This window comes from Pseudomonas sp. GNP012 (genome assembly GCF_054343835.1).
The window spans coordinates 3,333,729-3,359,395 of record NZ_JBTGUU010000001.1 but is presented as its reverse complement, the minus strand read 5'-3'; the positions used below and the strand labels follow the sequence as shown (position 1 = coordinate 3,359,395).

General features: G+C 58.4%; 22 protein-coding genes and 4 tRNA genes. 17 read left to right on the top strand and 9 right to left on the bottom strand.

All coding sequences use genetic code 11. The features are described from left to right. Window positions 1-244: 244 nt before the first annotated feature. Window positions 245-1,408, top strand: coding sequence for an MFS transporter (locus tag ACXX83_RS14985; RefSeq protein ID WP_458548966.1), 1,164 nt, complete (start codon window positions 245-247; stop codon window positions 1,406-1,408). Here the strand turns inward: ACXX83_RS14985 and nhaR are convergent. Then, entirely contained in the window at window positions 1,395-2,294 is a 900-nt protein-coding gene (gene nhaR, locus ACXX83_RS14980) for a transcriptional activator NhaR (RefSeq protein WP_007977140.1), read from the bottom strand. The genes ACXX83_RS14985 and nhaR overlap by 14 nt on opposite strands. Before the next feature lie 184 nt (window positions 2,295-2,478). Between nhaR and ACXX83_RS14975 the strand changes: the two genes are divergently transcribed. Beyond that, the gene (locus tag ACXX83_RS14975) at window positions 2,479-2,721 is read left to right on the top strand and encodes a hypothetical protein (protein ID WP_258681821.1); all 243 of its coding nucleotides are present in this window, start codon (window positions 2,479-2,481) and stop codon (window positions 2,719-2,721) included. A 29-nt stretch (window positions 2,722-2,750) separates the two neighbouring features. Continuing rightward, window positions 2,751-3,500, top strand: a complete 750-nt coding sequence (locus ACXX83_RS14970) for a TerC family protein (protein WP_458548965.1) — start codon at window positions 2,751-2,753, stop codon at window positions 3,498-3,500. A gap of 68 nt (window positions 3,501-3,568) precedes the next feature. Here the strand turns inward: ACXX83_RS14970 and ACXX83_RS14965 are convergent, their stop codons facing one another. After that, entirely contained in the window at window positions 3,569-3,736 is a 168-nt protein-coding gene (locus tag ACXX83_RS14965; RefSeq protein ID WP_177325097.1) for a hypothetical protein, read from the bottom strand. A gap of 178 nt (window positions 3,737-3,914) precedes the next feature. Here ACXX83_RS14965 and ACXX83_RS14960 point away from each other — a divergent pair, with 178 nt between their 5' ends. From ACXX83_RS14960 to ACXX83_RS14950, 3 genes are all read left to right on the top strand, one after another. Next, complete coding sequence (locus ACXX83_RS14960) at window positions 3,915-4,649, top strand: C39 family peptidase (RefSeq protein WP_126050387.1); 735 nt, start codon at window positions 3,915-3,917, stop codon at window positions 4,647-4,649. Between the two features lie 95 nt (window positions 4,650-4,744). Further along, the gene (locus ACXX83_RS14955; RefSeq protein WP_015094297.1) at window positions 4,745-4,951 is read left to right on the top strand and encodes a DUF6021 family protein; all 207 of its coding nucleotides are present in this window, start codon (window positions 4,745-4,747) and stop codon (window positions 4,949-4,951) included. A 17-nt stretch (window positions 4,952-4,968) separates the two neighbouring features. After that, window positions 4,969-5,184 (top strand): hypothetical protein, encoded by a 216-nt coding sequence (locus tag ACXX83_RS14950; protein ID WP_458373111.1) that lies wholly within the window; start codon window positions 4,969-4,971, stop codon window positions 5,182-5,184. Between the two features lie 130 nt (window positions 5,185-5,314). On the opposite strand, the gene pbpG is transcribed toward ACXX83_RS14950, so the two are convergent. Both pbpG and folD read right to left on the bottom strand, forming a co-directional pair. Further along, window positions 5,315-6,253, bottom strand: a complete 939-nt coding sequence (gene pbpG, locus ACXX83_RS14945) for a D-alanyl-D-alanine endopeptidase (RefSeq protein WP_015094299.1) — start codon at window positions 6,251-6,253, stop codon at window positions 5,315-5,317. Between the two features lie 237 nt (window positions 6,254-6,490). Next, window positions 6,491-7,345 carry a bifunctional methylenetetrahydrofolate dehydrogenase/methenyltetrahydrofolate cyclohydrolase FolD gene (gene folD, locus ACXX83_RS14940; protein ID WP_008001570.1) on the bottom strand — a complete coding sequence of 285 codons (855 nt, stop codon included), beginning with the start codon at window positions 7,343-7,345 and terminating at the stop codon, window positions 6,491-6,493. Window positions 7,346-7,618: 273 nt separating this feature from the next. On the opposite strand from folD, the gene ACXX83_RS14935 reads away from it, so the two are divergent. The 11 genes from ACXX83_RS14935 (at window position 7,619) to ACXX83_RS14885 (ending at window position 18,121) form a co-directional block, all read left to right on the top strand. Continuing rightward, window positions 7,619-7,695 (top strand) — tRNA-Arg (locus ACXX83_RS14935). 32 nt (window positions 7,696-7,727) lie between these two features. Further along, window positions 7,728-7,803: transfer RNA gene (locus tag ACXX83_RS14930), tRNA-His, on the top strand. Between the two features lie 56 nt (window positions 7,804-7,859). Next, window positions 7,860-7,944 (top strand) — tRNA-Leu (locus ACXX83_RS14925). A 77-nt stretch (window positions 7,945-8,021) separates the two neighbouring features. Next, a tRNA-His gene (locus tag ACXX83_RS14920) sits at window positions 8,022-8,097 on the top strand. Between the two features lie 385 nt (window positions 8,098-8,482). Next, window positions 8,483-9,793 (top strand): trigger factor, encoded by a 1,311-nt coding sequence (tig, locus tag ACXX83_RS14915; protein WP_458548964.1) that lies wholly within the window; start codon window positions 8,483-8,485, stop codon window positions 9,791-9,793. Window positions 9,794-9,886: 93 nt separating this feature from the next. Continuing rightward, window positions 9,887-10,522, top strand: a complete 636-nt coding sequence (gene clpP / locus ACXX83_RS14910; protein WP_015094302.1) for an ATP-dependent Clp endopeptidase proteolytic subunit ClpP — start codon at window positions 9,887-9,889, stop codon at window positions 10,520-10,522. Between the two features lie 112 nt (window positions 10,523-10,634). Beyond that, window positions 10,635-11,918 (top strand): ATP-dependent Clp protease ATP-binding subunit ClpX, encoded by a 1,284-nt coding sequence (gene clpX / locus ACXX83_RS14905; protein ID WP_007982210.1) that lies wholly within the window; start codon window positions 10,635-10,637, stop codon window positions 11,916-11,918. A 224-nt stretch (window positions 11,919-12,142) separates the two neighbouring features. Next, window positions 12,143-14,539, top strand: a complete 2,397-nt coding sequence (gene lon, locus ACXX83_RS14900) for an endopeptidase La (protein ID WP_015094303.1) — start codon at window positions 12,143-12,145, stop codon at window positions 14,537-14,539. A 149-nt stretch (window positions 14,540-14,688) separates the two neighbouring features. After that, window positions 14,689-14,961, top strand: coding sequence for an HU family DNA-binding protein (locus tag ACXX83_RS14895; protein ID WP_002552737.1), 273 nt, complete (start codon window positions 14,689-14,691; stop codon window positions 14,959-14,961). 233 nt (window positions 14,962-15,194) lie between these two features. Beyond that, window positions 15,195-17,066, top strand: a complete 1,872-nt coding sequence (locus ACXX83_RS14890; RefSeq protein ID WP_217835759.1) for a SurA N-terminal domain-containing protein — start codon at window positions 15,195-15,197, stop codon at window positions 17,064-17,066. Window positions 17,067-17,269: 203 nt separating this feature from the next. Continuing rightward, the gene (locus tag ACXX83_RS14885; RefSeq protein ID WP_015094305.1) at window positions 17,270-18,121 is read left to right on the top strand and encodes a DUF2242 domain-containing protein; all 852 of its coding nucleotides are present in this window, start codon (window positions 17,270-17,272) and stop codon (window positions 18,119-18,121) included. A 372-nt stretch (window positions 18,122-18,493) separates the two neighbouring features. Here ACXX83_RS14885 and ACXX83_RS14880 read toward each other — a convergent pair whose 3' ends face one another. From ACXX83_RS14880 to ACXX83_RS14860, 5 genes are all read right to left on the bottom strand, one after another. After that, window positions 18,494-19,534, bottom strand: coding sequence for an AraC family transcriptional regulator (locus ACXX83_RS14880; RefSeq protein ID WP_217835758.1), 1,041 nt, complete (start codon window positions 19,532-19,534; stop codon window positions 18,494-18,496). Window positions 19,535-19,537: 3 nt separating this feature from the next. Continuing rightward, the gene (locus tag ACXX83_RS14875; protein ID WP_458548963.1) at window positions 19,538-20,668 is read right to left on the bottom strand and encodes a carbon-nitrogen hydrolase family protein; all 1,131 of its coding nucleotides are present in this window, start codon (window positions 20,666-20,668) and stop codon (window positions 19,538-19,540) included. Between the two features lie 233 nt (window positions 20,669-20,901). Next, complete coding sequence (locus ACXX83_RS14870) at window positions 20,902-22,230, bottom strand: TolC family outer membrane protein (protein ID WP_458548962.1); 1,329 nt, start codon at window positions 22,228-22,230, stop codon at window positions 20,902-20,904. A 1-nt stretch (window position 22,231) separates the two neighbouring features. Next, on the bottom strand, window positions 22,232-23,572 hold the full coding sequence (locus ACXX83_RS14865; protein ID WP_217835755.1) for an HlyD family type I secretion periplasmic adaptor subunit: 1,341 nt from the start codon (window positions 23,570-23,572) through the stop codon (window positions 22,232-22,234). 6 nt (window positions 23,573-23,578) lie between these two features. Beyond that, window positions 23,579-25,315 carry a type I secretion system permease/ATPase gene (locus ACXX83_RS14860; RefSeq protein ID WP_217835754.1) on the bottom strand — a complete coding sequence of 579 codons (1,737 nt, stop codon included), beginning with the start codon at window positions 25,313-25,315 and terminating at the stop codon, window positions 23,579-23,581. Window positions 25,316-25,667 lie beyond the last annotated feature (352 nt).

Sequence of the window (25,667 nt, the reverse complement as noted above, 5' to 3'; positions counted from 1 at the left end):
ACAGGTTTCGCCCTTAAATAATCGGCATTAACCACAGGGTGTACTTTTTCAGGGCGCGGACTTTATCACAGCGCAGGTATGATCTTTCAGACCTGTGACGAACTGCCGCCCTGGTCTTCAACGCGAATTGCAGGTTCGTGCAACCGCATCCGAAAACACTCTGTTAAGATTCGCCATCCTCATTTTCATGTCTGCCAGTGGGCCTTCGGGCTATCGCTGGTGTCGTCGTTTTCTGGAGTTGTGCATGCGGTTGTTGCCCATTCTTCTGTTGTCTGCCGCCGGTTTCACGGTGCTGACCACGGAATTCATCATCGTTGGCCTGTTGCCGGCTATCGCCAGGGACCTGGAAGTCAGCATCCCGCAGGCCGGTTTGCTGGTGACCTTGTTCGCGTTTACCGTGGCCGCGTTCGGGCCGTTCCTGACGGCCTGGTTCGCTCGCTTCGAGCGGCGCAAGCTGTTCATCTCGGTGCTGATCCTGTTTGGCCTGGCCAATACGCTGGCGGCGCTGGCGCCGAACATCTGGGTGATGGCGTTTGCCCGGTTGATCCCGGCGCTGGGGCTACCGGTGTTCTGGGCGCTGGCCAGCGAAACGGCGGTGGACATCGTCGGGCCGGATTACGCCGGTCGCGCCATCGCCAAGATCGGCTTCGGCATTGTCTGCGCCACGGTGTTCGGCATTCCGGTGGGCACGCTGATTTCCGATGCGTTCGGCTGGCGCAGTGCCTTTGCGATTCTGGCGGTCATCGCCTTTGCCAAGGCGCTGCTGCTGTTTATCTATCTGCCCAGGACCAACCTGCACCAGCATCAGGTGAGCTTTGTGTCGCAGTTCAAGATCCTGCGCAGCCCGCTGATGCTCGGCCATGTGTTGCTGTCGGTGATTGTGTTCAGCGGCATGTTCACGGCCTATACCTATCTGGCCGACATCCTCGAGCGTCTGGCCGGCTTCAACGGCACCGTGGTCGGTTGGTGCCTGATGGGCTTCGGCGCGGTCGGGTTGATCGGCAACTCCCTGGGCGGCCGGGCGGTGGATCGGCATCCGCTGATGGCGTCGATGATGTTCTGCGCGTTCATGATTGCCGGCCTGGTGGCGCTGGTGCCGAACATCCATTCGCCGCTCGGTCTGGCGGCGGCGATGGGCATCTGGGGCGTGACTCAGGCGGCGTTGTTCCTGGTCAGCCATGTGCGCCTGATGAAAGCCGCGCCCGAAGCGCCGGCATTTGCCGCGTCGCTGAACATCGCCGGGGCCAACCTCGGTATCGGCCTGGGCGCGATGATCGGTGGTCGGGTGATCGACAGCGTCGGCCTGCAAGGCCTTGGCTTTGCCGCCGCCGCTTTCATTCTGGCTTCGATCCTGCTGGCCATCGCCCTGATGACGTTCAAGCCGCGCGAAGCGGTTACAGCGCTGTAAACAGCTCGCGTCGGGCACCTTCGGTAATGGCGACAATGCCGGGGTGCTTGACCTTGCGCTCCACTGAGATGGCATAGAACGACTCGCTCACCGCGTCGGTCTGGCCGATCACTTGCACGCCATACTGGCGTTGCACTTCATCGGCAATCACGCTCGGGCCGATGAAGATCCCGCTGCCGGATTGGCCGAAGGCCTGCATCAGGGCGCTATCGTCGAACTCACCGACAATCTGTGGCTGGATCTGCTGCTCGGCGAACCAGCGCTGCAAACGGCTGCGCACCACGGTTTCCGGACCTGGAATCAGCAGTGGCGCACCGTGCAGGTTGCGCGGGAAGTCCTGACCGAAGCGTGCCGCCAACTCAGGGGTGGCGAAGAAGCTGATCCCGCACTCACCCAGTTTCTGGCTGTAGCCCTTGATGTCCAGGTGCGACGGCATCGGGCTATCGGAGATCACCAGGTCCAGGCGCTGGATCGCCAGGTCGGCCAACAAACGTTCAAGCTTGTCTTCGCGGCAGGTGATGCGCAGCGGTTCGCTCAGCTCCATGGTCGGTGCAATCAGGCGATAGACGATGGACTTGGGCACTACGTCGGCCACCCCGACCCGAAACAGAATCTGCTGCTCGTTGGGTTGTGCCCGCAGCATCAGTTCCAGTTCGCCACCCAACTGGAACATTTGTTCGGCATAGGGCAGTGCCTGGCGACCGGCCTCGGTCAGTTCGAGTTGCCGTCCGACGCGCCGAAACAACTCGATGCCAAAGGTCTGTTCCAGCAATGAAATCTGCCCGCTGATGGTTTGCGGCGTGAGGTTCAGTTGTTCGCAGGCGCGCACGATGCTGCCGGTCTTGGCCACCACCCAGAAATAATGCAGTTGTCGATAATTCAACATAGGTACGGTCCCTGTAAGAGCAGCCTTCGGCAGCTCCTACATAAAAGCAAGGAAGTATTGGTTCGTAAAAATCGAAGTATATACCGCAAAAATACGAATTTTCCTGAAGTGTTTGCTTCCCTAGAATGCATCGCTATCAACGGGCCATCGTTTCGGTCCCGTTCGTTCTATCGAGGGAAGCATCATGAAAATTAAAGCCACGGCGCTGTTGATCACATCTTTACTGGTATTGGCCGGTTGCGACCAGGCCGAGAAAAGCGCTCAACAGTTGATGGGCAAGGCCGCCGAAAGCGCCAAACAGGCGATTGACGATACCCACAAGGCTGCCGAACAGGCACTCAACGATGCCACCAGCGGGTTGCTCAGCAAAAAAGAATCACCGGAAAAAGAATCGGAAAAAACCGAATCTTCCTCCCAGGAAATCTAAACCGTATTACAACGAGTCAGGACTGACCCATGGACTACCTTTTACAACTTGCCGCCAGCCCCACTGCCTGGGTTGCCCTGGCCACCCTGGTGGTGATGGAAATCGTGCTCGGCATCGATAACCTGATCTTCATTTCGATCCTGACCAACAAGCTGCCCGAGCAACACAGGCAGAAGGCGCGGCGCATCGGTATCGGCATGGCGCTGATCCTGCGATTGGGTCTGCTGAGTACCATCGCGTTCATCGTCCAGTTGACCGCTCCGGTGATCGAGATTCTCGGCCACGCGTTTTCCTGGAAAGACATGATCCTGATCGCCGGTGGCCTGTTCCTGTTGTGGAAGGCGACCACCGAGATCCATCACAGCATGGACCCGGCGCCGGATGATCCGACGTCCAAGACATCCACCGTGACCCTGGGCTTTGCTGCGGCGATCGGCCAGATCCTGATGCTGGACATGGTGTTTTCCATCGACAGCATCATTACCGCTGTCGGCATGACCGAGCATTTGCCGATCATGATCATCGCGGTGGTGGTGTCGGTGCTGGTGATGTTGTTTGCCGCTGATCCGTTGGCCAAGTTCATCAACGACAACCCGACGGTGGTGATGCTGGCCCTGGGCTTCCTGATCATGATCGGCATGACACTGATTGCCGAAGGCTTCGGCGCCCATGTACCGAAAGGCTACGTCTATGCGGCCATGGCATTCTCGGCTGCTATCGAAGTGTTGAACATGATGTCTCGCCGGGCCCGGCAGAAGCAGGTAAACGCTGACGCTTGACGGTAGATGAAAGCAAAACGGCCGCCTGACCCAGGCGGCCGTTTTCGTTTGTTTGAGGAAAATATCGGTCAGTGAGCGTTGGCGTGTTGGCTGCGCGTCTCGTCCGCTTCTGGCGCCGTTGCGGGCGGGGCAGGGTGATGGTGGTGGCGAGTGATGCGCAGCACGCCCCACAGCATGGCAGCGGCTACCGCCAGCCAGCTGCAAATCAACATCGCAATGATCATGGTCAGGCTCATCTGTGCCTCCTCTTGCCCTGCTGCGGGCACACACGCTTCGCTGTCGTCTCTTTAGAACACAGTTTAGCCGTTACTGCATTTCAGACTATTGACCGAAAGTCGGCAGTCACCAACCAGTTCGCTCTATCGGATGCACTCGTCTGCCGTTTAAAGCTATACCCGGGCAGCGCGGCGACCTATGATCGACGACCGAGCCAGAAATGGGATTGCCTGGCGTCTGAACCTGAACAAGAGAGAGCTGATGGTGCGGGTATTTTCTCGAATTTTGTCGGCCATGCTGATGGCCGGTTGCGTGGCGAGTCTGGCGGGGTGTGCCGGGAGCGTTACACCCGAGATCAAGCGTTTGCCGGAGCGAGTCGAACTCAGCGGCCGATTCTACAGGGGCGATGCGTATCAAAGCGGACCGCAGGTGCTGGCCAGCATGCTGTCCCAGCAGGGCATCGTGATCACCCCGGGCTTGCTCGAAAAGCCCTTGCATTTGCCGGGGGGTGAAGCGCAGTTGCAACAGAACATGCAGAACCTGGCCCGCGAGTACGGGATGGTGGTTTATCCCCTCGACAGCAACCTTGCGGCCTTGTTGACGCAGGTCGCCGCCGGGTATCCGGTGATGGTGCGCTTCACCGAGGGCTCGGCCATGTGGGCCGAACCGCGTTACGCCATTCTGGGTGGCTACAACCGCCAGAAGCAGACGGTCCTGTTGCGCGCGGGGATGAACCGCCGCGAACTGATGAGCTTCAGCGCCTTCGAGTCGGCATTCAAGGACGCCGGTGGCTGGGCCGTGCTGATCCAGAATCCGACGCAAATCCCGTCTCAGGTCGATCAGCAGCGCTGGCTCAAGGCCGCCAACGATCTGGCTCAAGCCGGTCAGGAGCAGGCCGCCGCCAAGGCGAAAAAAGCCCTGGCCGCACATTAAGTCCGTTGGTCACCCGACGGGCACCATCGCTCGTCGCCGGCCTCTGATCTTCAAAGGCCCGGATCATTGTTCCGGGCCGAGATCAGGAGGCACCCATGGCTCACTCCACAACGCCCGTCGGTCCGCACTCGTCTGAACATTCCTCTGGCGATGAGCTGGGTTTCGACCCCGATTCCCCGGACCTTGCCGATCCTCAGGTCGACCCGATCGGGCCCGCCAAGGCACCGAGGGACGTGAAGCCGGGTGACAACCCCAAGGCTCCGGCCAAGCCCTACGATCCACTGGGTGATCTGAAACCTTAGGTTCAATGGAGGTGTGTATGTCTACCGATTCCAGTTTCGACGACAAAGGTCCGGAAACCGTCCCCACGACCCCCGAGCAAAGCACCGATCCGGTGATGGATCCGGACAGCCCGTTGAGGGATCCCCTGGCGCGGCCAACGGTGGTGCCCACTGAAAAACCGAAGGGGTGGAGAGATCCAAGTACCGGCGACGGCATCCCGGATGACGACCAGATGCCGCTGCCCAACGACTGAATAGCCGGAAAAAAGGTTCATCTGTAGGAGCCTTCGGCAGTTCCTACAGATATTTCGTAATCTGTGTTCCGTGAATCACCAAAAAAAAGCCCCGAGTGATCGGGGCTTTTTTAATGTGTTTGCAGCAAGGTTACTGCGACGCTTCAACCACGCCGCTCTGCCGCTGCTTGAGGTTCTTGTCTGCCTTGTACTGCAAGGCTACGGAAGGCACGTCTGCGCTCTTTCCGCTCTCTACCCAATTACGCATGCGCGTGGCATCGGCAAAATGGGTGTACTTGCCATAGGCGTCAAGGATCACCAGGGCCACCGGGCGATTACTCATTCGGGTCACCAGCACCAGGCAGTGGCCTGCTTCGTTGGTGAAACCGGTTTTTGTCAGCTGGATGTCCCAGTCCGGCTTGCGGACCAAATGGTCGGTGTTGCGGAAACCCAGGCTGTAGTTGGGCTTACGGAACGAAACGGTTTTTTCCTTGGTCGTGCTCAGTTCGGTCAGCAGCGGGTACTTGTGCGCGGCGATCAACAGTTTGCTCAAATCGCGAGCGGTCGAAACGTTGCGCGGGGAGAGTCCGGTCGGCTCGACGAAATGCGTGTTGGTCATGCCCAAGGCCCGGGCCTTGGCGTTCATGGCAGCAATGAACGCGGCATAGCCTCCCGGATAGTGGTGGGCCAGGCTTGCAGCTGCGCGGTTTTCGGATGACATCAGGGCAATCAGCAGCATTTCCCGGCGCGGCAGTTCGCTCTTGAGCTTGACCCGGGAGTACACGCCTTTCATTTCCGGTGTGTCGCTGATGTTGATGTTGATGTATTCATCCATGTTCTGGCGGGCTTCGACCACGACCAGGCCGGTCATCAGTTTGCTGACGGACGCGATGGGGACGACGACGTCAGGATTGCTGGCATAGATGACTTTGTTGGTCTGCATGTCCAGCAGCAGGGAACTGCCGGAAGCGAGCTTGAGTGTCTTCGTATCTCGCGGCGCTGCGGTGGTCTCGTCAGCACTGGCGATTGGCGTGAGGAAAGTCCCTGTAACTGCAAAAAATAGGCTCAGGATGGAAAGACGGATTTTCACGCTGGCAGACTCACAAAGTGTTGATAGGCCGTTCTGTAACGGGCTATTTCGTAAAAAGCGCGACATTCTGGAGTATGGCTGAATAACTGTCGATGGTTGTTCAAACAACAGGCGAAAGTCCTGAGAAACATGAAAAAAATGTCATTTTCCGTCGGGTGGTCGAGTGTGTTTCGCAGGCAAAAAGAACCCCGCCAAGGGCGGGGTTCTTCGATTCGCTGTCAGCGTCTGCGGTGAAACTCAGCTGTGCAGGGTTTCAGCGGCGTAGAGGGTGTTTTCCAGCAGGCAGGCACGGGTCATCGGGCCAACGCCGCCCGGCACCGGAGTGATCCAGCCGGCGCGGGGCAGGGCGGTTTCATAGATCACGTCACCGACCAGCTTGCCATCGTCCTGACGGTTGATGCCGACATCGATCACGATCGCGCCTTCCTTGATCCATTCGCCCTTGACCAGTCCCGGCTTGCCGGCGGCGACGACGACCAGGTCCGCACGGCCGACATGACCGGCCAGGTCCTTGGTAAAGCGGTGGGTGACCGTCACGGTGCAACCGGCCAGCAGCAACTCCATCGCCATCGGGCGGCCAACGATATTGGACGCACCGACGACCACGGCATTCATCCCGTAAAGATCGACCCCGGTGCTTTCCAGCAGGGTCATGATGCCTTTTGGGGTGCATGGGCGCAGCAGCGGGATACGCTGGGCCAGGCGACCGACGTTATAAGGATGGAAACCGTCGACGTCTTTGTCGGGACGAATGCGCTCCAGCAGTCTGGAGGCGTCCAGGTGTTCGGGAAGCGGAAGCTGAAGCAGGACGCCGTCGATCGCAGGATCGTCGTTCAGGCGATCGATCAGCTCGGTCAGCGCTTCTTGAGTGGTTTCGGAAGGCAGGTCATAAGCTTGGGACAGAAAGCCGACCTCTTCACAGTCTTTACGCTTGTGCGAGACATAAACCTGAGAGGCAGGATCGCTACCGACCAGGATCACCGCGAGGCCGGGCGTGCGCAGGCCTTGCTGGCGACGCTCGGTGACACGTTGGGCGATCTGCTGGCGCAGGCTGGCGGCGATCGATTTGCCGTCGATTAGTTGTGCAGTCATTGCGCGTGATTAACCATCGAGAGGGGAAAAAAGAGAACGCATTCTCGCATGTCATGAGGTGAGGGCAAAGGCGCTTGGTCTGCAAATTCCCCTAACTCCTTTAATTAAATGAATTTTTTTTAAAAAGGATTTGACGACCTTCAGGTGGCTCTATACTATTCGTCGCACTTGTCGGGCACAGCCTAGCACTGGTTAAGAAGGTTGAGCGGGATTACGGTTCTGCAAGACTGGAAAGCACTTAGTTTGTAGTCCTCCAAGAGTACAGCTAACAAGGCGCCCGTAGCTCAGCTGGATAGAGCATCCGCCTTCTAAGCGGATGGTCGCAGGTTCGAGTCCTGCCGGGTGCGCCATTAGGCAGCTTTGGCACAAGTAACGCGATATGGTGGGCGTAGCTCAGTTGGTAGAGCACGGGATTGTGACTCCCGTTGTCGTGGGTTCGATCCCCATCGTCCACCCCATATTTCGAAAGGCGCCAGATTAACAGTCTGGCGCCTTTGCTTTAACGGCTTCATCCGCGGATGTGGTGGAATTGGTAGACACACTGGATTTAGGTTCCAGCGCCGCGAGGCGTAAGAGTTCGAGTCTCTTCATCCGCACCAAATAAAGCTTCGATCAGGCTGTTGGCCTGGCTGGAGCTTGATAAAGAAGTTGTTTGGCTTCTTTAACAGGCAATATGGTGGGCGTAGCTCAGTTGGTAGAGCACGGGATTGTGACTCCCGTTGTCGTGGGTTCGATCCCCATCGTCCACCCCATATTTCGAAAGGCGCCAGATTGAAAAGTCTGGCGCCTTTTTTGTTTCGGCGGCCGCAAGTTCCGGGTCGCAGGGGCGGGGCGTTTCGTCGTATTTATGTTTCTCGATGATGCCGTCCTGTCCGCCGGTCCTGTTTGCGGGGCTGGCTGTCAGGGAGATGATTGGCGACCTCTTCTATATAGGAGGGTGCGGCGCAGAGCCCTGGCGTGATTGGTTGTATTTGCCATCGGGGCGAGGTGCACTCGTGCATTCGCACCTATAAATTGCCTGCTGCTTTTTTACCCGTTTTCAGTAGGGTGACTTCTTGAGTTTGACCCACTAGAATGCATGCCCTTGATTCTGGGGTCGGAAACGGCCGGCTAACGTCTGTGCAACGAGGAATATCCATGCAAGTTTCTGTTGAAAATACTACTGCTCTTGAGCGCCGCATGAGCGTCACCGTGCCGGCTGAGCGCATCGAGACCCAGGTCAACAAGCGTCTGCAGCAGACCGCCCAAAAGGCCAAGATTGCTGGCTTCCGTCCAGGCAAAGTGCCAATGAGCGAAATCAAGCGCCGTTTCGGTGCCGATGCTCGCCAGGAAGCTGTAGGCGACGTGATCCAGTCCTCCTTCTACGAAGCTGTGGTTGAGCAGAAGCTGAACCCGGCTGGTTCGCCATCGATCGAGCCCAAGTCCCTGGAAGCTGGCAAGGACCTGGAATACGTCGCTGTTTTCGAAGTGTTCCCTGAGTTCACTGTTGCCGGTTTTGACGGCATCACCGTCGAGCGTCTGAGCGCTGACGTGACTGACGCCGATCTGGACAAGATGCTGGAAATCCTGCGCAAGCAGAACACCCGTTTCGAAGTGGCCGATCGCGCTGCTCAGAACGAAGACCAGCTGAACATCGATTTCGTCGGCAAGGTCGACGGTGAAGTGTTCGCCGGCGGTTCCGCCAAGGGTACCCAGCTGGTCCTGGGTTCCGGCCGCATGATCCCTGGTTTCGAAGATGGCCTGGTTGGCGCCAAGGCCGGTGAAGAGCGTGTTCTGAACCTGACTTTCCCAGAGGACTATCAGAACCTGGATCTGGCTGGCAAAACCGCCGAGTTCACCGTGACCGTCAACACCGTTTCCGAGCCAAAGCTGCCAGAACTGACTGAAGAGTTCTTCGCTCAATTCGGCATCAAGGAAACCGGTCTGGAAGGCTTCCGCGCCGAAGTTCGCAAGAACATGGAGCGTGAGCTGCGTCAGGCGATCAAATCCAAGGTCAAGAATCAGGTAATGGATGGTCTGCTGGCCACCAACCCGATCGAAGTGCCAAAGGCTCTGCTGTCCAACGAAGTTGACCGTCTGCGCGTGCAGGCCGTCCAGCAGTTCGGCGGCAACATCAAGCCTGACCAACTGCCGGCCGAGCTGTTCGAAGAGCAAGCCAAGCGCCGCGTAGTGCTGGGCCTGATCGTGGCTGAAGTGGTCAAGCAATTCGACCTCAAGCCGGACGAAACCCGCGTTCGCGAGATGATTCAGGAAATGGCTTCGGCATATCAGGAGCCTGAGCAAGTTGTGTCCTGGTACTACAAAAACGACCAGCAACTGAACGAAGTTCGTTCGGTTGTGCTGGAAGAGCAAGTTGTGGATACTGTTCTGCAGAAAGCTAGCGTGACCGACAAATCGGTCTCTTACGAAGAAGCGGTCAAGCCGGTAGAAGCACCACAAGCCGACTGATCACTTTAGCGGTAAGAAGCAAACACCATAAGCCAGCCTTCGTGCTGGCTTATGCGTATTCAAGACATAACTATTTGGGAGTGACTGCAGAGCATGTTCCGTAATTCGTATATTCAGCAGAACTCTGATATCCAGGCCGCAGGCGGCCTGGTCCCGATGGTTGTCGAGCAGTCCGCTCGTGGCGAGCGCGCCTACGACATCTACTCGCGCCTGCTCAAGGAGCGAGTGATCTTTCTGGTTGGCCCGGTAGAGGACTACATGGCCAACCTGATCTGTGCGCAACTGCTGTTCCTTGAAGCGGAAAACCCGGACAAGGACATCCATCTCTATATCAACTCCCCGGGCGGTTCGGTGACGGCGGGCATGTCGATCTACGACACCATGCAGTTCATCAAGCCCAATGTGTCGACCACCTGTATCGGTCAGGCGTGCAGCATGGGCGCATTCCTGCTGACGGCCGGTGCCCAGGGCAAGCGTTACTGCCTGCCGAACTCGCGTGTGATGATTCACCAGCCACTGGGCGGTTTCCAGGGTCAGGCGTCGGATATCGAAATCCACGCCAAGGAAATCCTCTTCATTCGTGAGCGTCTCAACACGCTGATGGCCAAGCACAGCGGGCGTACGCTTGAAGAAATCGAGCGCGATACCAACCGCGATAATTTCATGAGTGCGGACGCTGCGCGTGAGTACGGGCTGATCGACGAAGTGATCAGTCAGCGCCCTGCTTAAAATAAGCAGCTCAAAATAAGGTTGGTCGGCGGGTCCGATCACCTGCGGGCTTGAAAAAGCCCGCAATAGCCTTCATCTTGTGTTGCAAGCCTATCGGATTTGGATCGAACGAATGACTGACACCCGCAACGGCGAGGACAACGGCAAGCTGCTCTATTGCTCCTTCTGTGGCAAAAGCCAGCATGAAGTACGCAAATTGATTGCCGGCCCCTCGGTCTTTATCTGCGACGAGTGCGTCGACCTGTGCAATGACATCATCCGCGAGGAGGTGCAGGAAGCACAGGCCGAAAGCAGCGCGCATAAATTGCCTTCGCCTAAAGAAATCAGCGGCATCCTTGATCAGTATGTGATTGGTCAGGAGCGTGCGAAAAAGGTTCTGGCCGTAGCGGTGTACAACCACTACAAGCGCCTGAATCAGCGTGACAAAAAGAATGACGACGTCGAACTCGGCAAGAGCAACATCCTGCTGATCGGCCCGACAGGCTCGGGTAAGACCCTGCTTGCCGAAACCCTGGCCCGCTTGCTGAACGTTCCGTTCACCATCGCCGACGCAACCACCCTCACCGAGGCGGGTTACGTGGGTGAGGATGTCGAGAACATTATTCAGAAGCTGCTGCAGAAATGCGATTACGACGTGGAAAAAGCCCAGATGGGTATTGTCTACATCGACGAAATCGACAAGATTTCGCGCAAATCCGACAACCCGTCGATCACCCGGGACGTTTCCGGTGAAGGCGTGCAGCAGGCCCTGCTCAAGTTGATCGAAGGCACGGTCGCTTCCGTTCCGCCTCAAGGTGGTCGCAAGCATCCGCAGCAGGAATTCCTTCAGGTCGACACCCGTAACATCCTGTTCATCTGCGGCGGTGCGTTCTCCGGTCTGGAAAAGGTTATTCAAAACCGTTCCACCAAGGGCGGTATCGGTTTCAACGCGGAAGTGCGCAGCAAGGAAGAAGGCAAGAAAGTCGGTGAGTCCCTGCGTGAAGTCGAGCCTGACGATCTGGTCAAGTTCGGTCTGATCCCGGAATTCGTCGGTCGTCTGCCAGTACTTGCGACGCTGGACGAGCTTGACGAGGCTGCGTTGATGCAGATCCTCACCGAGCCGAAAAATGCTCTGACCAAGCAGTATGCCAAGCTGTTCGAGATGGAAGGCGTTGATCTGGAATTCCGTTCCGACGCTCTGAAATCGGTCGCCAAGCGTGCCCTGGAGCGTAAAACCGGTGCCCGTGGCCTGCGTTCGATTCTCGAAGGTGTATTGCTCGACACTATGTATGAAATCCCCTCGCAATCCGAGGTGAGCAAAGTAGTGATCGATGAAAGCGTGATAGAAGGCAAGTCCAAGCCACTGTATATCTATGAAAACAGTGAGCCGACCGCCAAGGCTGCGCCAGACGCTTAAGCGTCACGCAGCTTGAACAAAGAAGGGGCCTTCGGGCCCCTTTTTTTTGTGGGAGCTGGCTTGCCAGCGAAGGCGACCTGACAGCCAACCATTTTCTCAAGCTTCTTCGGGCTGAGATCTTTTACTGCTTTTATCCGCTTGTTTTTTTCGAAACTAGACCCCATCTTGGTTTCAAGCTTACTTCCATCTGTTTACGGCCTTACGGCCGCCGTAGAGGCGAAATCATGAAGACCACCATCGAATTGCCTCTCCTGCCATTGCGTGATGTCGTGGTTTATCCGCACATGGTTATCCCGCTGTTCGTGGGGCGCGAGAAATCCATCGAAGCCCTCGAGGCTGCGATGACGGGTGACAAGCAGATTCTTCTGCTGGCCCAGAGAAACCCGGCTGACGACGATCCCGGCGAAGAGGCTCTGTACCGCGTTGGTACGATTGCCACCGTTCTGCAGCTGCTGAAGCTGCCTGACGGCACGGTCAAGGTCCTGGTCGAAGGTGAGCAGCGGGGCGCCGTTGAGCGCTTCAGCGAAGTGGACGGCCACTGCCGTGCCGAAGTCTCCCTGATCGACGAAGTTGATGCACCAGAGCGCGAGTCGGAAGTGTTCGTTCGCAGCCTGCTGTCCCAGTTCGAGCAATACGTGCAGTTGGGCAAGAAAGTCCCGGCTGAAGTCCTCTCGTCGCTCAACAGCATCGATGAGCCAGGCCGCCTGGTGGACACCATGGCTGCGCACATGGCCCTGAAGATCGAGCAGAAGCAGGAAATACTCGAAATCATCGATCTGTCGGCCCGGGTCGAGCACGTTCTGGCGTTGCTCGATGCCGAGATCGATCTGCTGCAAGTCGAAAAACGCATTCGCGGTCGCGTCAAGAAGCAAATGGAGCGCAGTCAGCGCGAGTACTACCTGAACGAGCAGATGAAGGCCATTCAGAAAGAACTCGGTGACAGCGACGAAGGTCATAACGAAGTCGAAGAGCTGAAAAAGCGTATCGACGCCGCCGGCCTGCCGAAAGACGCGCTGGCCAAGGCGACTGCCGAACTGAACAAGCTCAAGCAGATGTCACCGATGTCCGCGGAAGCAACCGTGGTGCGTTCGTACATCGACTGGCTGGTTCAGGTGCCGTGGAAGGCCCAGAGCAAGGTGCGCCTGGATCTGGCGCGTGCCGAAGACATTCTGGATGCCGACCACTATGGTCTCGAAGAAGTCAAAGAACGCATCCTCGAATACCTCGCCGTGCAAAAACGCGTGAAGAAGATTCGTGGTCCGGTGCTGTGCCTGGTCGGTCCTCCGGGGGTGGGTAAAACATCCCTGGCGGAGTCGATTGCTCATGCCACCAACCGCAAGTTCGTACGCATGGCTCTCGGTGGCGTGCGTGACGAGGCGGAAATTCGTGGTCATCGCCGTACTTACATCGGTTCGATGCCAGGAAGATTGATTCAAAAGATGACAAAAGTGGGCGTGCGCAACCCGCTGTTCCTGCTCGATGAAATCGACAAAATGGGCAGCGACATGCGCGGCGACCCGGCATCGGCGTTGCTGGAAGTGCTCGATCCCGAGCAGAACCACAATTTCAACGATCACTATCTGGAAGTCGATTACGACCTGTCCGATGTGATGTTCCTGTGCACCTCGAACTCGATGAACATTCCGCCGGCGCTGCTGGACCGGATGGAAGTGATCCGTCTGCCTGGCTACACCGAAGACGAGAAGATCAACATCGCCGTGAAGTACCTTTCGCCGAAGCAGATCACTGCCAACGGACTGAAAAAAGGCGAGCTGGAATTCGACGCCGAAGCGATTCGCGACATCATCCGCTACTACACCCGAGAAGCCGGTGTGCGTGGCCTTGAGCGGCAGATTGCCAAGGTGTGCCGCAAGGCCGTCAAGGAACATGCGCTGGAAAAACGCTTCTCGGTGAAGGTCACCGCAGACATGTTGGAGCACTTCCTGGGCGTGCGTAAATTCCGTTATGGCCTGGCCGAGCAGCAGGATCAGATCGGCCAGGTGACCGGGCTGGCGTGGACTCAGGTGGGTGGCGAACTGCTGACCATCGAAGCCGCCGTGGTACCGGGCAAGGGCCAGTTGATCAAGACCGGTTCCCTGGGTGATGTGATGGTCGAGTCGATCACGGCCGCATTGACCGTTGTTCGCAGTCGGGCGAAGAGCCTGGGCATTCCCCTGGACTTCCATGAGAAGCGCGACACGCACATCCATATGCCTGAAGGGGCAACCCCGAAAGACGGTCCTAGCGCTGGCGTGGGCATGTGTACGGCCCTGGTTTCGGCATTGACCGGCATTCCGGTACGCGCGGATGTCGCCATGACCGGCGAAATCACTTTGCGTGGCCAGGTGCTGGCCATTGGCGGCTTGAAAGAAAAACTGCTGGCTGCCCATCGTGGCGGGATCAAGACCGTGATCATTCCTGAAGAGAATGTGCGCGATCTCAAAGAGATTCCGGACAATATCAAGCAGGATCTACAGATTAAACCGGTTAAATGGATTGACGAGGTCCTGCAAATTGCGTTGCAATACGCGCCGGAGCCCTTGCCGGACGTGGCTCCGGAGATAGTCGCGAAGGATGAGAAACGCGACGCGGATTCTAAGGAAAGAATTAGCACGCATTAGTACGTATTTGCCTGGGGGGCTTCCTTGACAGTTTTTTAGAGCCCTTGTTATAAAGCGGCTCTTAAGTGTCTGTAGGCCATTCAGCACTCGTTTTTGCTTTCACCAAAAAAACTTAGAATCATACTCAAATAGATATAAGGGGACTTAGAGTGAACAAGTCGGAACTGATTGATGCTATCGCTGCATCCGCTGATATCCCGAAAGCTGCTGCTGGCCGTGCGCTGGACGCTGTAATCGAATCCGTCACTGGCGCTCTCAAGGCTGGCGACTCTGTTGTTCTGGTAGGTTTCGGTACTTTCTCCGTAACCGATCGTCCAGCTCGCATTGGTCGTAACCCACAGACCGGTAAGACGCTGGAAATCGCAGCAGCCAAAAAACCAGGTTTCAAAGCCGGTAAAGCACTGAAAGAAGCTGTCAACTAAGTTCGATTCAGGTTTTTACCCATCCGGGTCGGGGTCATGCCTGACTTGGCAGCGGAGCGGCAGTCCTGACTGCAGGTCGCCGGTTCAAGACACCAAGGGTCGCCAGTTCGAGCCTTTGATCCGCTCCGCCAGTTACGAGAAGGCGCATCCTCGGATGCGCCTTTCTTCTATCCGGATTCTACCCACGCTCCACGGTTGCCTAATTTTGAAGTTCAACCGTTTCTGGGGGACGCATGCTGCAGAATATCAGGGACAATTCACAAGGCTGGATTGCCAAGACTATTATCGGGGTCATCGTTGCACTGATGGCCTTGACCGGTTTCGACGCCATTTTCCAGGCCACGACGAGCAAGAATGAAGCGGCGAAGGTCAACGGTGAAGAAATCAGCCAGAACGAGCTGAGCCAGGCGGTGGATATGCAACGCCGCCAGCTCATGCAACAGCTGGGCAAGGATTTCGATGCTTCCTTGCTGGATGAAAAAATGTTGCGCGAATCGGCTCTCAAGGGCCTGATCGATCGCAAGCTGCTGCTGCAAGGCGCAGAACAATCGAAATTTGCCTTTTCCGAAGCGGCACTTGATCAGGTCATCCTGCAAACACCGGAATTTCAGGTTGATGGCAAGTTCAGCTCCGAGCGTTTCGACCAGGTGATTCGCCAGCTCGGCTATAGCCGCATGCAATTCCGCCAGATGCTGGCTCAGGAAATGCTGATTGGCCAGCTGCGTGCCGGTCTGGCCGGTAGCGGCTTCGTGACCGATGCGCAGGTGCTGGCGTTTGCCCGTCTGGAAAAACAGACCCGCGATTTCGCTTCGCTGAACATCAAGGCTGATCCGTCGGCTGTGAAGCTGACCGACGAAGAGGTCAAGGCCTATTACGACGAGCACGCCAAGGAGTTCATGACGCCGGATCAGGTGGTCATCGATTACCTCGAGTTGAAGAAGTCTTCCTTCTTTGACCAGGTCAGCGTCAGCGACGAAGAACTGCAAGCGGCCTATCAGAAAGAAATCGCGAACCTGTCCGAGCAACGCCGGGCTGCGCATATTCTGATTGAAGTGAACGACAAGACCACCGAGGCGCAAGCCAAGGCGAAGATCGAAGAGATCCAGGCCCGTCTGGCCAAGGGTGAGCAGTTCGAGGCGCTGGCCAAGGAGTTCTCCCAGGATCCGGGTTCGGCGAACAACGGCGGTGACCTGGGTTATGCCGGTGCTGGCGTCTACGATCCGGCGTTCGAAAAAGCCCTGTATTCGTTGGCCAAAGACCAGGTTTCGGCGCCGGTTCGAACCGACTTCGGTTTTCACCTGATCAAGCTGTTGGGTGTGGAAGCGCCTGAAGTGCCAACTTTCGCCAGCCTGAAAGACAAGCTGACCCGCGCGCTGAAAACCCAGCAGGTCGAGCAGCGTTTCGTTGAGGCGAGCAAGCAGCTGGAAGACGCCTCGTTCGAAGCGTCCGATCTGGCTCAGCCGGCGCAGGACCTGAAACTGACCGTACAGACGACCAAGCCGTTCGGCCGCGAAGGCGGAGAGGGTATTGCAGCCAACCGTGCCGTGATCACTGCCGCGTTCAGCCCGGAAGTCCTGGATGAGGGTGCGAACAGCACCGCCATCGAGCTCGATCCGGAAACCGTGATCGTGTTGCGTGCCAAGGAGCACCTGAAGCCTTCGCAGTTGCCGCTGGAAAGTGTTTCTGCTGCGATCCGTGTACAACTGGCCAAGGAGCACGCCAGCGCCGATGCCAAGACCAAGGCTGAAGCCTTGATTGCCAGCCTGCGCGATGGCAAGACCCCGCTGGATCAGGCAGTCGACGGCCAGGCCTGGAAAGTCACCGAAGCGGCGACTCGCGCTCAGGAAGGGGTCGACCCTGCTGTGCTGCAAGCGCTGTTCCGCATGGCGAAGCCTGTGGCCAAGGACAAGCCGACCTTCACCAGCGTGACGCTGGCCGATGGCAGCCTGATGATCGTGCGCCTCAATGGCGTGAACGAAGCAGCGGCACCGACCGAAGAAGAGAAAGCGCAGTATCGTCGCTACCTCGCTTCGCGCATCGGCCAGCAAGACTTTGCGGCGTATCGCAAGCAGCTGGAAAGCCAGGCAGACATCAAGAAATACTGATGCCTTTGCAGGTTTAGCGCTACACAGAAGACCCTGGCCGAAACGCCGGGGTCTTTTTGTTGTGCCGTACGTCATTTGCCGCGGTGACTTTTGTGCAAAACCGGGGTCAATCAGCCTGTAACCGTTTTAAGACACAATCGATACTCCGCTAAGCATCGATCTGTTGCACAATATGCCCCGAACCGTTTTCCTCAGGATGTTCAATGTTTAAATCATTTCCCATGCGGATTGTCGGCGTGGCTGCCGTGCTGGCCGTTGCAGCCGGCTGTTCATCGAACAAGGCTGCCATCTACGAGCATGAGAACTTCGACGATTCCGGCACCTTTTCCCGAAACTATCCGGTCACCGATATCCAGACCTGTGAAGCCGCCCGCCGCGCCTTGCTCAGCCAGGGTTACATCATCACCAGCAACGATCCGAAGCTGGTCAGCGGTCACAAGAGCTTCCAGCAGACCGGCGAGAACCACATGGAGATCAGCTTCAATGTGGTGTGTGCCGATGACGGTAGTGAAGGGCACCACGCGACCGTGTTCGCCAACGCCCTGCAGGATCGTTATGCGCTGAAGAAAACCAACAACTCCGCCAGTCTTGGTGTGGGTGTGCTGGGCTCGGTGTCGATGCCGATCGGTTCTTCTGACGACTCGATGGTCAAGGTCGCCAGCGAAACCGTATCGTCTGCCAAGTTCTACGAGCGTTTCTTTGCACTGGTCGAACTGTTCCTGCCGCCAGAAGCGAAAAAGGCTGCGCATATCCCGGAAAAGCCGAAAACAGATCTGGGGATGCCTGAAGCCAAGGCAGTACCGGCTCCCCTGGCGCCTGCAGCGACCACTGCGCCGATCGCAGAGCCAGCCCCGGTAATCCCGGCACCGGCTCCAGTGGAACCCGCTCCAGCGGCCTCTGAGCCGGTCATGCCGCCGCCTGAAGCGGCACCGATCACCCCGGTGCAGAGCATGGATCCGGCACCGTCGGTAGAAACCATCACGCCACCGACAAATCCGACAGACATGCCGCCGCCGAGCGAGGCGATTCCGGCGATGCCTGTCACCGGTCAGTGATTGTTCGCGTTACGGGATCGGCCAGCGAGTAACGATCCCGTAGCGAGCGCATCGATTGATCCGCGTCAAACAAAGCCACTGTCCTGCGGTCTCCCGCGAAAAAAACCCATGATAAATTCCTGACCAGCTGCTACGTTTTATTCAGTAGCGACGGGGTTTCGTGTCCGCGTCATTTTTCTTTCACACGGGCACTTTATGCTCAAGCGGCTGGTCATTTATTCAAGCGTTTTCAATGTATTTCGGGGGATTCAATAATGGACGATTATCAAGAAGAGCTGCTCGAGTATCAGGCTTTCGAACTGGACCCGCTGGAGCCGGCGGAAGACGCCACCGAGCTTTAAAGCTCCAACTTGTCGCTTGCAGCCAGAGGCTTCAGGCTGTTTTTCTACGACTGCGGCGAAACTCGCCGGGAGTCTGCCCGTTCCAGCGTTTGAATGCGCGTTGAAAGGCTTCGGCTGAGGCAAAGCCCAGCAGGTAGGCGATTTCCCCGAACGCCAGTTCGGTGTCGCGTATGTAGGTCATGGCCAGGTCGCGACGGGTTTCATTGAGGATTGCGCGAAATTGCGTGCCTTCCTCGGCAAGTTTGCGGCGCAGGGTCCAGGTGGGCAGCTTCAGGCGTGCCGCCACTTCTTCCAGGTCGGGCTCCCGGCCACCATTGAGCAAGGGGCCCAGCAGCGCGATGATGCGCTCACGCAGGCTGCGGGTGCGTGTCAGTTGTTCCAGCTCTTGCTCGCACAGTTGCAGCAAATGCCGCCAGGTGCTCGGGCAATGCTCGGGGTTGCGCTGGGCGAGGCTTGCCAGGCTCAAGCGCAGTTGATTGCGTTCGCTGCCAAACTGGATCGGACAGTCACCCAGAACGTCATAAGCCGCGCGGTATCCGGGTTCGTCGAATTCGATCTCGATACGTTCGGCGCGCAGCGGGATGGGGCTGACACTGGATAATTGCTGCAACCAGCCCGCAATGATCGAATCCACCACGAAACGGTTGTAGGCGTTGTAGGGGCTGATCGAATAGAAGCGCAGCCAGGCACCCTGGGCGTCTTCGTGGAAGCTTGATTGGCCGCGATAATTGGAACCATACAAGGCTTCGAAGCGGATCAGACAGCGTGCGGCTTCACGTACTGTGGGTGCCTGGGCGGCGGTGACCCCTGCGAGGCCGATCTGGCTCAGGCGACTGAGTTGACCCATGCGTAAGCCAAGGGCCGGGTTGTCGGTGAGTTGAATGGCGCCGTGGCCCAGGCGCATGTAGCGCGGTATTGACAGGCGGGCACCGGCCTCGCTCAGTCGTGCTGCATCGAGGCCGTATTGATCGAGCAGTGGCTGCGGATCGACGCCATGGCTGCGCACGGCATCGGCCAGGCTATGAACAAAGCCCACCGACAGATCGCCGAGGCGCATCGGCTGCGGTTTCATGGCTTACAACCAGAGGTTCAGCAAACGCGCACCCTGAGCGTCGCCGTCGGCAAACTGCTGGCCGTTGCGGCTGAGGAAACTGTGCCCGGCGCTGCCTTGATCCCAGAATTGCCCCCGCAGGAACACACTCATGCCCGCGACAGCCTGGCTGGCCGGTACCCGGGTCGTGAGGGTCAGGCGCTGCCAGGCCTGGCCTTCGCTGACTTCTCCGGGCTTGAGGTTGACCGACGCCGGCTCCGATGCCCCCCTGTAGCCACGCCACGGCTGCTCCCAGGTGCCACGGCCGGGAACAAAGGCCGGTACCGCAACCAGCTGTACGCTCTGGTCGTTGAGTTTGAGGTAGTTTTCCGGGTACCAGCTGTCGTGGCCGATCAATACGCCCAGCTTACCTGCGGGGGTATCAACGACGTTGAGCAAGTGGTCGGCGTTCGCCTTGATCCCGTTCTGTTCTGCGAAGAACGGGTGCATCTGGCGCTGGGGCTGGCCGATCGGCAGGCCATCGTTGTTGAACACCACACTACTGTTGTACAGCGCGCCGCGACCGATTTTCAACGTGCCGTCAATGATGCTCGGTTCGGGCAGCACGATGGAGCCCGCGACAAGCGTCACGTGGAATTCCCTGGCCAATCCTCCGAACAACGCCTGGTAGTCTCTGGCCATCGCCTTGGCTTTCATGCGCAGGTGGGCATCGTCCAGGCGGTTGCCACCCTCGGCGCTGATCAATGCTCTGGCGAACTTGAGGGGATTGCTCACCGCCAGCCAGTTCATGGCCTCCTTGAGGGTGCTGGCCTGATACAACTCATCTTTTTCGCCGCTGACCATCAGCCAGGTACCGACGTGTTCCGGCAACACGACGACGGTCTTGCCGTTCAACAAACCCTGGTCCCGGGCCGCTTGCAGGTAGGCCGCGAGCTTGCGGTGCAAACGCTCGGGGCTTTGATAATCGGTAGGAAACAGTTCGGGCTGAATGCCCAGCAGATTGCCACGATCGGCAGGCGTACCCTGGTCGACTGCCAGGTTGATCCGCAGGTCCGAAAGGTAGTGGCCCACCGGTCGGTCCGCGGCCCACATCGCGTAGGTCGTGAGGGCGGCGAGCAACGCCATGGAAAATGTCAGGTACAAAAGTTTGCGCATGGGGACACAGTTTACAGCCTGGAGCCGGGCGTGGCTTTTCATTTGGAACCGGATTAAGCATAAAGGGAATCAAGGGCTTGGTGGGCAAATTTCACGCTGACGGTTTTTTGCGGTCGCGGCCTTACTGCATCGAGATGCAGTACTGAATGACCGGGTTAAACGCGAGGGGAATTGAGAGGGAGGGGGGTCCACCGGTCAGCCACCATTTTGCTCGACCGGCCGGCAGGAGAACGTTAGTTGGTGACCAGCAGTTCCGGGCCGAGGTAGTCGTTGATCTGATCGATATCGTCGTCGCCCAGGCTGCCCACCGAAGAAGCCAGGCGCAGACGCGACATCAAATAGCGCAACTTGGCATCGAACAGGTCGTGACGCGCAACGAAGAGCAGCTCTTCGGCATTGAGGACGTCCGAGTTGGTGCTGGTGCCACCTTCCTTGAAGCCCTTGCGCGTCGATGCCAGTGAGCGTTCGTTGGACGCTACTGCCTTCTCCAGGGCGCGAATGCGTTTGGCGCCGCTGAGTATGCCTTGATACTCACGGGTGGTTCCGGTGATGACTTCCTGACGCGCGGCGTCAAGCTCATCCAGGGCCTTGTCGCTATTGGCGCTGGCCTGGCGCGTCAGTGCGCTGACGCCGCCACCGCTGTACAGCGGGATATTGACTTCCAGCCCGATCGAGCCGTAGCGGTTGCGTTGGTTCAACTCGGAGAGCGATTGGCTCTCACCCGCGGTGTAGCCGGCGATGAAATCCAGTGTTGGCCAGTGGCCGGCCCTGGCACGCTTCACTTCTTCTTCGGCGAGGTCGCGGCTGTAACGGCGCGCATGGATCAGCGGACTATCGGTCTGGGCCTTGACCAGCCAGTCCTGCAGGTTGCTCGGCAGCAGCGGTGGTGTGTCGAAGCTCGGACGCAAGGTGGTCAGCGATTCGGGAGTTTCACCGATATATTCCTCAAGCTTGGCGCGCGCGTTGACCAGATTGTCCTGCGCTTCGATCAGTTCGGCTTCGGCAAGGTCACGGCGGGCGGCTGACTCGTCGATGTCGGTGATGGTGCCGGCCCCCAACTCCATGCGCCGTTTCGCCGAGGCAAGTTGCTCATCGAAGGCGTTCAGCTTGGATTTGGCCAGGGTGATGGTTTCGCTGGCCAGGAGCACGTCGAAATAGCTTTCGGCCAGGCGCACCGCGGCGTCCTGGCTCTTGGCATCGAATACCGCGTTGCTGTAGTCGGCACGCTGCTGACCCTGGCGGTACTCGGCCATCTTCTGTTTGTTGAACAGCGGCTGGCGCAGGCGCACGTTGGCGCCCTTGGAGTCGTAGTGCAGATCATTGTCGATGTTGTTCTGGCTTTGGGAGCCGTTGACCTTGTTGTTGTAGGCCGAGGCGTTGATCTGCGGCAGCAGGCCGGCCTTGCCGATGGCGCGGTTTTCGCCGCCGGCTTGTTTTTCATGCACGGCGGCCTGGTAGATAGGGCCCTGGTACTGCAACAGATCCCAGGCTTGCTTGAGGTCCATGGCGTCAGCCGGCAGGGTCAACCCCAACAAGCAGAAGAGCAGGCAATGACGTTCCATTTCATTGTTCCTTGAATGAGCTGTCCACGCGTTCGAGCATTGGTTTAAGAAGATAGCTCATCATGTTGCGTTCGCCGGTCTTGATGGTGACGGTGGCGGGCATGCCGGGGCGAATGTGATTGCTGCCAAGCAGGTTCATGCCGTCGGGCGTGACTTCCACCTGGGCCAGATAGAAGGGTTCCTTGCTTTCCTCGTCCATCAGGCGGTCGGCGGAGATGGTCAGCACGCGACCTGGGATGTTTGGCGTCTGGGCATGGTTGAAGGCCGGGAAGGCGATGTCCACGGGCAAGCCGGGGACCATCTTGTCGATGGCCTGCACTGGAATCATCGCGTCGACCTGCAACGGTTCGTTGAGCGGAACGATTTCCATGATCTTGAAGCCGGGCTGAATGACCCCACCGACGGTGGCAATGCTCAGGCCCTGGACCATGCCATCGATTGGCGAGCGAATCACCGTGTGGGTCACTTCATAGTCGAGTGCGCGCAAGCGGTCGGCCAGGGTGGTGTTTTCCTTGGCGGTTTCAGTCAACTGCGATTCGACTTCCTTGAGGTAATCGTGCTGGCGCTGCAGGATGCGCAGCTTGATTTCGGTGGTCTGGCTGCGCACGCGGGCGATGTTGTTGAGGTTCTCGGCCTGGCCGGCGGAGAGGTCGGCGTTGCTGCGTTCCAGCTCGAGCAGGCGATTGCGCGGCACATAGCCTTCAGCCGACAGCACGCGGGTGCCCTGCAGTTCCTGATTGAGGAAGCCGATCTGCGAAGCGCGGGCGCTGTAGACCTGCTGCAGGCCCTTGAGCTGCACTGCCGACGCTGCCAGGTTCTCCTGCAGGATGCTGATTTCGCCAGCGAGTCCGGCGCGGCGGGTGTCCAGCAGGCGCTGCTGCAGGTCCATGGCGGCCTCCAGGCGGTAGTCACCCTTGAAGCGCTTGAGCAGCTCGGGATCGTAGGTCACTACATCGCGACCGTCTCGTTCCGCTTCCAGGCGGTTTTCCACGGTCTTGCTGACGATGTACTGAGCGCTGATCGCACCCTCTTCGGCAGCGGCACGCAACGAGTCGAGGCGGACCACTTCCTGTCCTTTTTTCACCAAATCGCCTTCGCGAACGAGTATGGCCTCCACGGTGCCGCCCGTGAGGTGCTGTACGGCTTTGCGATTGCTGGTGACTTTGACCGTGCCGGTCGCGACCACGCCGGCATCCAGCGGTGCCAGCCAGGACCACAGGAGGAAGCCGCCGAAGCCGGCGAGCACCAGCCACACGCCCCATCGCGTGGGTCTGCCGACGTCCAGGTCTACCGCGCTGCGGGGATCGGCAGGAATCATCTCGGTGTGTTGGCTCAGTTGCATGATCGGTCACTCCCGTGCTTTGACGGAGGCCAGCGGAGTCGACGCGCCTGCAGGCATCACACTGGCCTTGCGCAGCGCTGCGAATACTTCATCGCGCGTGCCGAGCATCTGCACGCCGCCGTCACGCAGCATCAGCACCTTGTCGACGGCGCAGAGTACGTTGGGACGGTGGGAAATCAGGACGACGGTGGCGCCACGGCCCTTGAGTTCGGCCAGCGCATCGACCAGGGCCTTTTCGCCGACGTCATCGAGGTTGGCGTTCGGCTCATCCAGCACGATCAGATTGGGCTCGCCATACAGTGCGCGGGCCAAGGCAATTCGCTGCTTCTGGCCGCCGGAAAGGGGGCTGCCATCGGTGTCCAGGCGGGTGTCATAACCCTGCGGAAAACGCAGGATCATCTCGTGCACGCCGGTGATCTTGGCGGCGCGGATGACCGCTTCACTGTCCACTTCGCCAAAGCGCGCAATGTTGTCGGCGATGTTGCCCTCGAACAACTCCACGTCCTGTGGCAGATAGCCGAGCCAGGGGCCGAGTTCGCCCTTGTTCCAGGTGAATATGTCCGCGCCGTCCAGGCGCACCTTGCCGGCCTGCGCCGGCCAGACCCCGACCAGCAGGCGGGCGAGGGTGGATTTGCCCGAGGCGGACGGGCCGATGATGCCAAGGCTTTCACCGGGGACCAGGCTGAAGCCCACGCCGCGTAGAATCGTGTTGTTGGTACCAGGGGCCCCGGCATACACATTCTCCACTGCCAGCATGCCCTGCGGCCGCTGCAGCGACATGCTCGGTGGCCGGCGCGGAAAGTCTTGCAGCATCTCGTTGAGCCTGCCCCAGGCCGAACGGCAGCCGAGCAGTTGCTTCCACGATGCGATGACCTGTTCCACCGGGCCCAGTGCACGGCCGGTGAGGATCGAGCAGGCAATCATCATCCCCGGAGTGATCTTGCCTTCGATCGCCAGCAGCGCGCCGGCGCCGAGGATCAGTGACTGCAGCGTGATACGCACGAAGCGTCCGGTGCTGCTGATCAAGGCGGCGCGGTCGGAGGCCAGGGTCTGCATTTCCAGGATGCGCAAATGGCTATTGAACCAGCGCTTGCTGATCGACGGCAGCATGCCCATGGCCTCGATGACCTCGGCATTGCGCAGGTTGTTGTTGGCGTATTGGGCTGAGGACATGGCGGCCTGATTGGCTTCGGCCAGCGGCTTCTGCGTCGACTTTTCAGTGAGATAAGCCAGGCCTATCAGAATCAGGGAACCGATCAGCGTGATCAGCCCGAGCATCGGGTGGATCAGATAGGCGACCAACAGGTAGATCGGCGTCCACGGTGCATCGAAGAAGGCGAACAGGGAACTGCCGGTGACGAACTGACGAACCTGGGAGAGATCTTGCAGGGCCTGGGCCGGATTACCTCCGGCGCGGCTCAGGTTGCGTTCGAATGCAGCGTTGAAAACGCGTCGGTTGAGGTCCATGTCGAGGCAGTTGCCGACCCGGATCAGCACCTTGGTGCGGACCATTTCCAGCGTGGACATCAAAAGGAAAAGACCCACCACCAGCACAGTCAGCATTGTCAGCGTCGTAACGTTCCCACTGACCAGGGCTCGATCATAGACCTGCAGCATATAAATAGCTGGCGTCAACATCATGACGTTTATGACACCGCTGAACGCTGCCAGCGAATAAAAGCTGCGGCGCAGGCGAAAGAGCGCGTCGGACAGTTCGGAACGGATGCTCGACTGCTTGGGCATGGTGATCCTCCCACTTCGAAAAGGCGGTTGCCCTTGGGGCGCAACAGCTAACAGTAAATGTAGTCCGTTAAACGACTTATGCACACGCAGACTGGTCGCTCTGTGAATGGCGAGTCTTCCGAAATCTCTGCGTTGCTCCCTTATGCAGGAGCGTAGGTCGCGCTGAAACCCTCCGAAATAACATTTCGCTCTATACCTGCACTCAACTTTCTATATGTCGTTTAAAAACAGCTAGTTGTGTCGACTAAACACCAGTCGTCTGTTTTCACGACGGAATATTGACAAAGATTTGCTATGGAACTTTAGTCTTAGTTATCGGGGGGGCCGCCCGCCTGAAGCTTGCCATCGTTTT

What these genes read in the sequence shown, in the direction of transcription:
- ACXX83_RS14985 (WP_458548966.1), top strand. Translation starts at nt 245, where the DNA reads ATGCGGTTGTTGCCCATTCTTCTGTTGTCTGCCGCCGGTTTCACGGTG.
- nhaR (WP_007977140.1), bottom strand. Translation starts at nt 2,294, where the DNA reads ATGTTGAATTATCGACAACTGCATTATTTCTGGGTGGTGGCCAAGACC.
- ACXX83_RS14975 (WP_258681821.1), top strand. Translation starts at nt 2,479, where the DNA reads ATGAAAATTAAAGCCACGGCGCTGTTGATCACATCTTTACTGGTATTG.
- ACXX83_RS14970 (WP_458548965.1), top strand. Translation starts at nt 2,751, where the DNA reads ATGGACTACCTTTTACAACTTGCCGCCAGCCCCACTGCCTGGGTTGCC.
- ACXX83_RS14965 (WP_177325097.1), bottom strand. Translation starts at nt 3,736, where the DNA reads ATGAGCCTGACCATGATCATTGCGATGTTGATTTGCAGCTGGCTGGCG.
- ACXX83_RS14960 (WP_126050387.1), top strand. Translation starts at nt 3,915, where the DNA reads ATGATCGACGACCGAGCCAGAAATGGGATTGCCTGGCGTCTGAACCTG.
- ACXX83_RS14955 (WP_015094297.1), top strand. Translation starts at nt 4,745, where the DNA reads ATGGCTCACTCCACAACGCCCGTCGGTCCGCACTCGTCTGAACATTCC.
- ACXX83_RS14950 (WP_458373111.1), top strand. Translation starts at nt 4,969, where the DNA reads ATGTCTACCGATTCCAGTTTCGACGACAAAGGTCCGGAAACCGTCCCC.
- folD (WP_008001570.1), bottom strand. Translation starts at nt 7,345, where the DNA reads ATGACTGCACAACTAATCGACGGCAAATCGATCGCCGCCAGCCTGCGC.
- tig (WP_458548964.1), top strand. Translation starts at nt 8,483, where the DNA reads ATGCAAGTTTCTGTTGAAAATACTACTGCTCTTGAGCGCCGCATGAGC.
- clpP (WP_015094302.1), top strand. Translation starts at nt 9,887, where the DNA reads ATGTTCCGTAATTCGTATATTCAGCAGAACTCTGATATCCAGGCCGCA.
- clpX (WP_007982210.1), top strand. Translation starts at nt 10,635, where the DNA reads ATGACTGACACCCGCAACGGCGAGGACAACGGCAAGCTGCTCTATTGC.
- lon (WP_015094303.1), top strand. Translation starts at nt 12,143, where the DNA reads ATGAAGACCACCATCGAATTGCCTCTCCTGCCATTGCGTGATGTCGTG.
- ACXX83_RS14890 (WP_217835759.1), top strand. Translation starts at nt 15,195, where the DNA reads ATGCTGCAGAATATCAGGGACAATTCACAAGGCTGGATTGCCAAGACT.
- ACXX83_RS14885 (WP_015094305.1), top strand. Translation starts at nt 17,270, where the DNA reads ATGTTTAAATCATTTCCCATGCGGATTGTCGGCGTGGCTGCCGTGCTG.
- ACXX83_RS14880 (WP_217835758.1), bottom strand. Translation starts at nt 19,534, where the DNA reads ATGAAACCGCAGCCGATGCGCCTCGGCGATCTGTCGGTGGGCTTTGTT.
- ACXX83_RS14875 (WP_458548963.1), bottom strand. Translation starts at nt 20,668, where the DNA reads ATGCGCAAACTTTTGTACCTGACATTTTCCATGGCGTTGCTCGCCGCC.
- ACXX83_RS14870 (WP_458548962.1), bottom strand. Translation starts at nt 22,230, where the DNA reads ATGGAACGTCATTGCCTGCTCTTCTGCTTGTTGGGGTTGACCCTGCCG.
- ACXX83_RS14865 (WP_217835755.1), bottom strand. Translation starts at nt 23,572, where the DNA reads ATGCAACTGAGCCAACACACCGAGATGATTCCTGCCGATCCCCGCAGC.
- ACXX83_RS14860 (WP_217835754.1), bottom strand. Translation starts at nt 25,315, where the DNA reads ATGCCCAAGCAGTCGAGCATCCGTTCCGAACTGTCCGACGCGCTCTTT.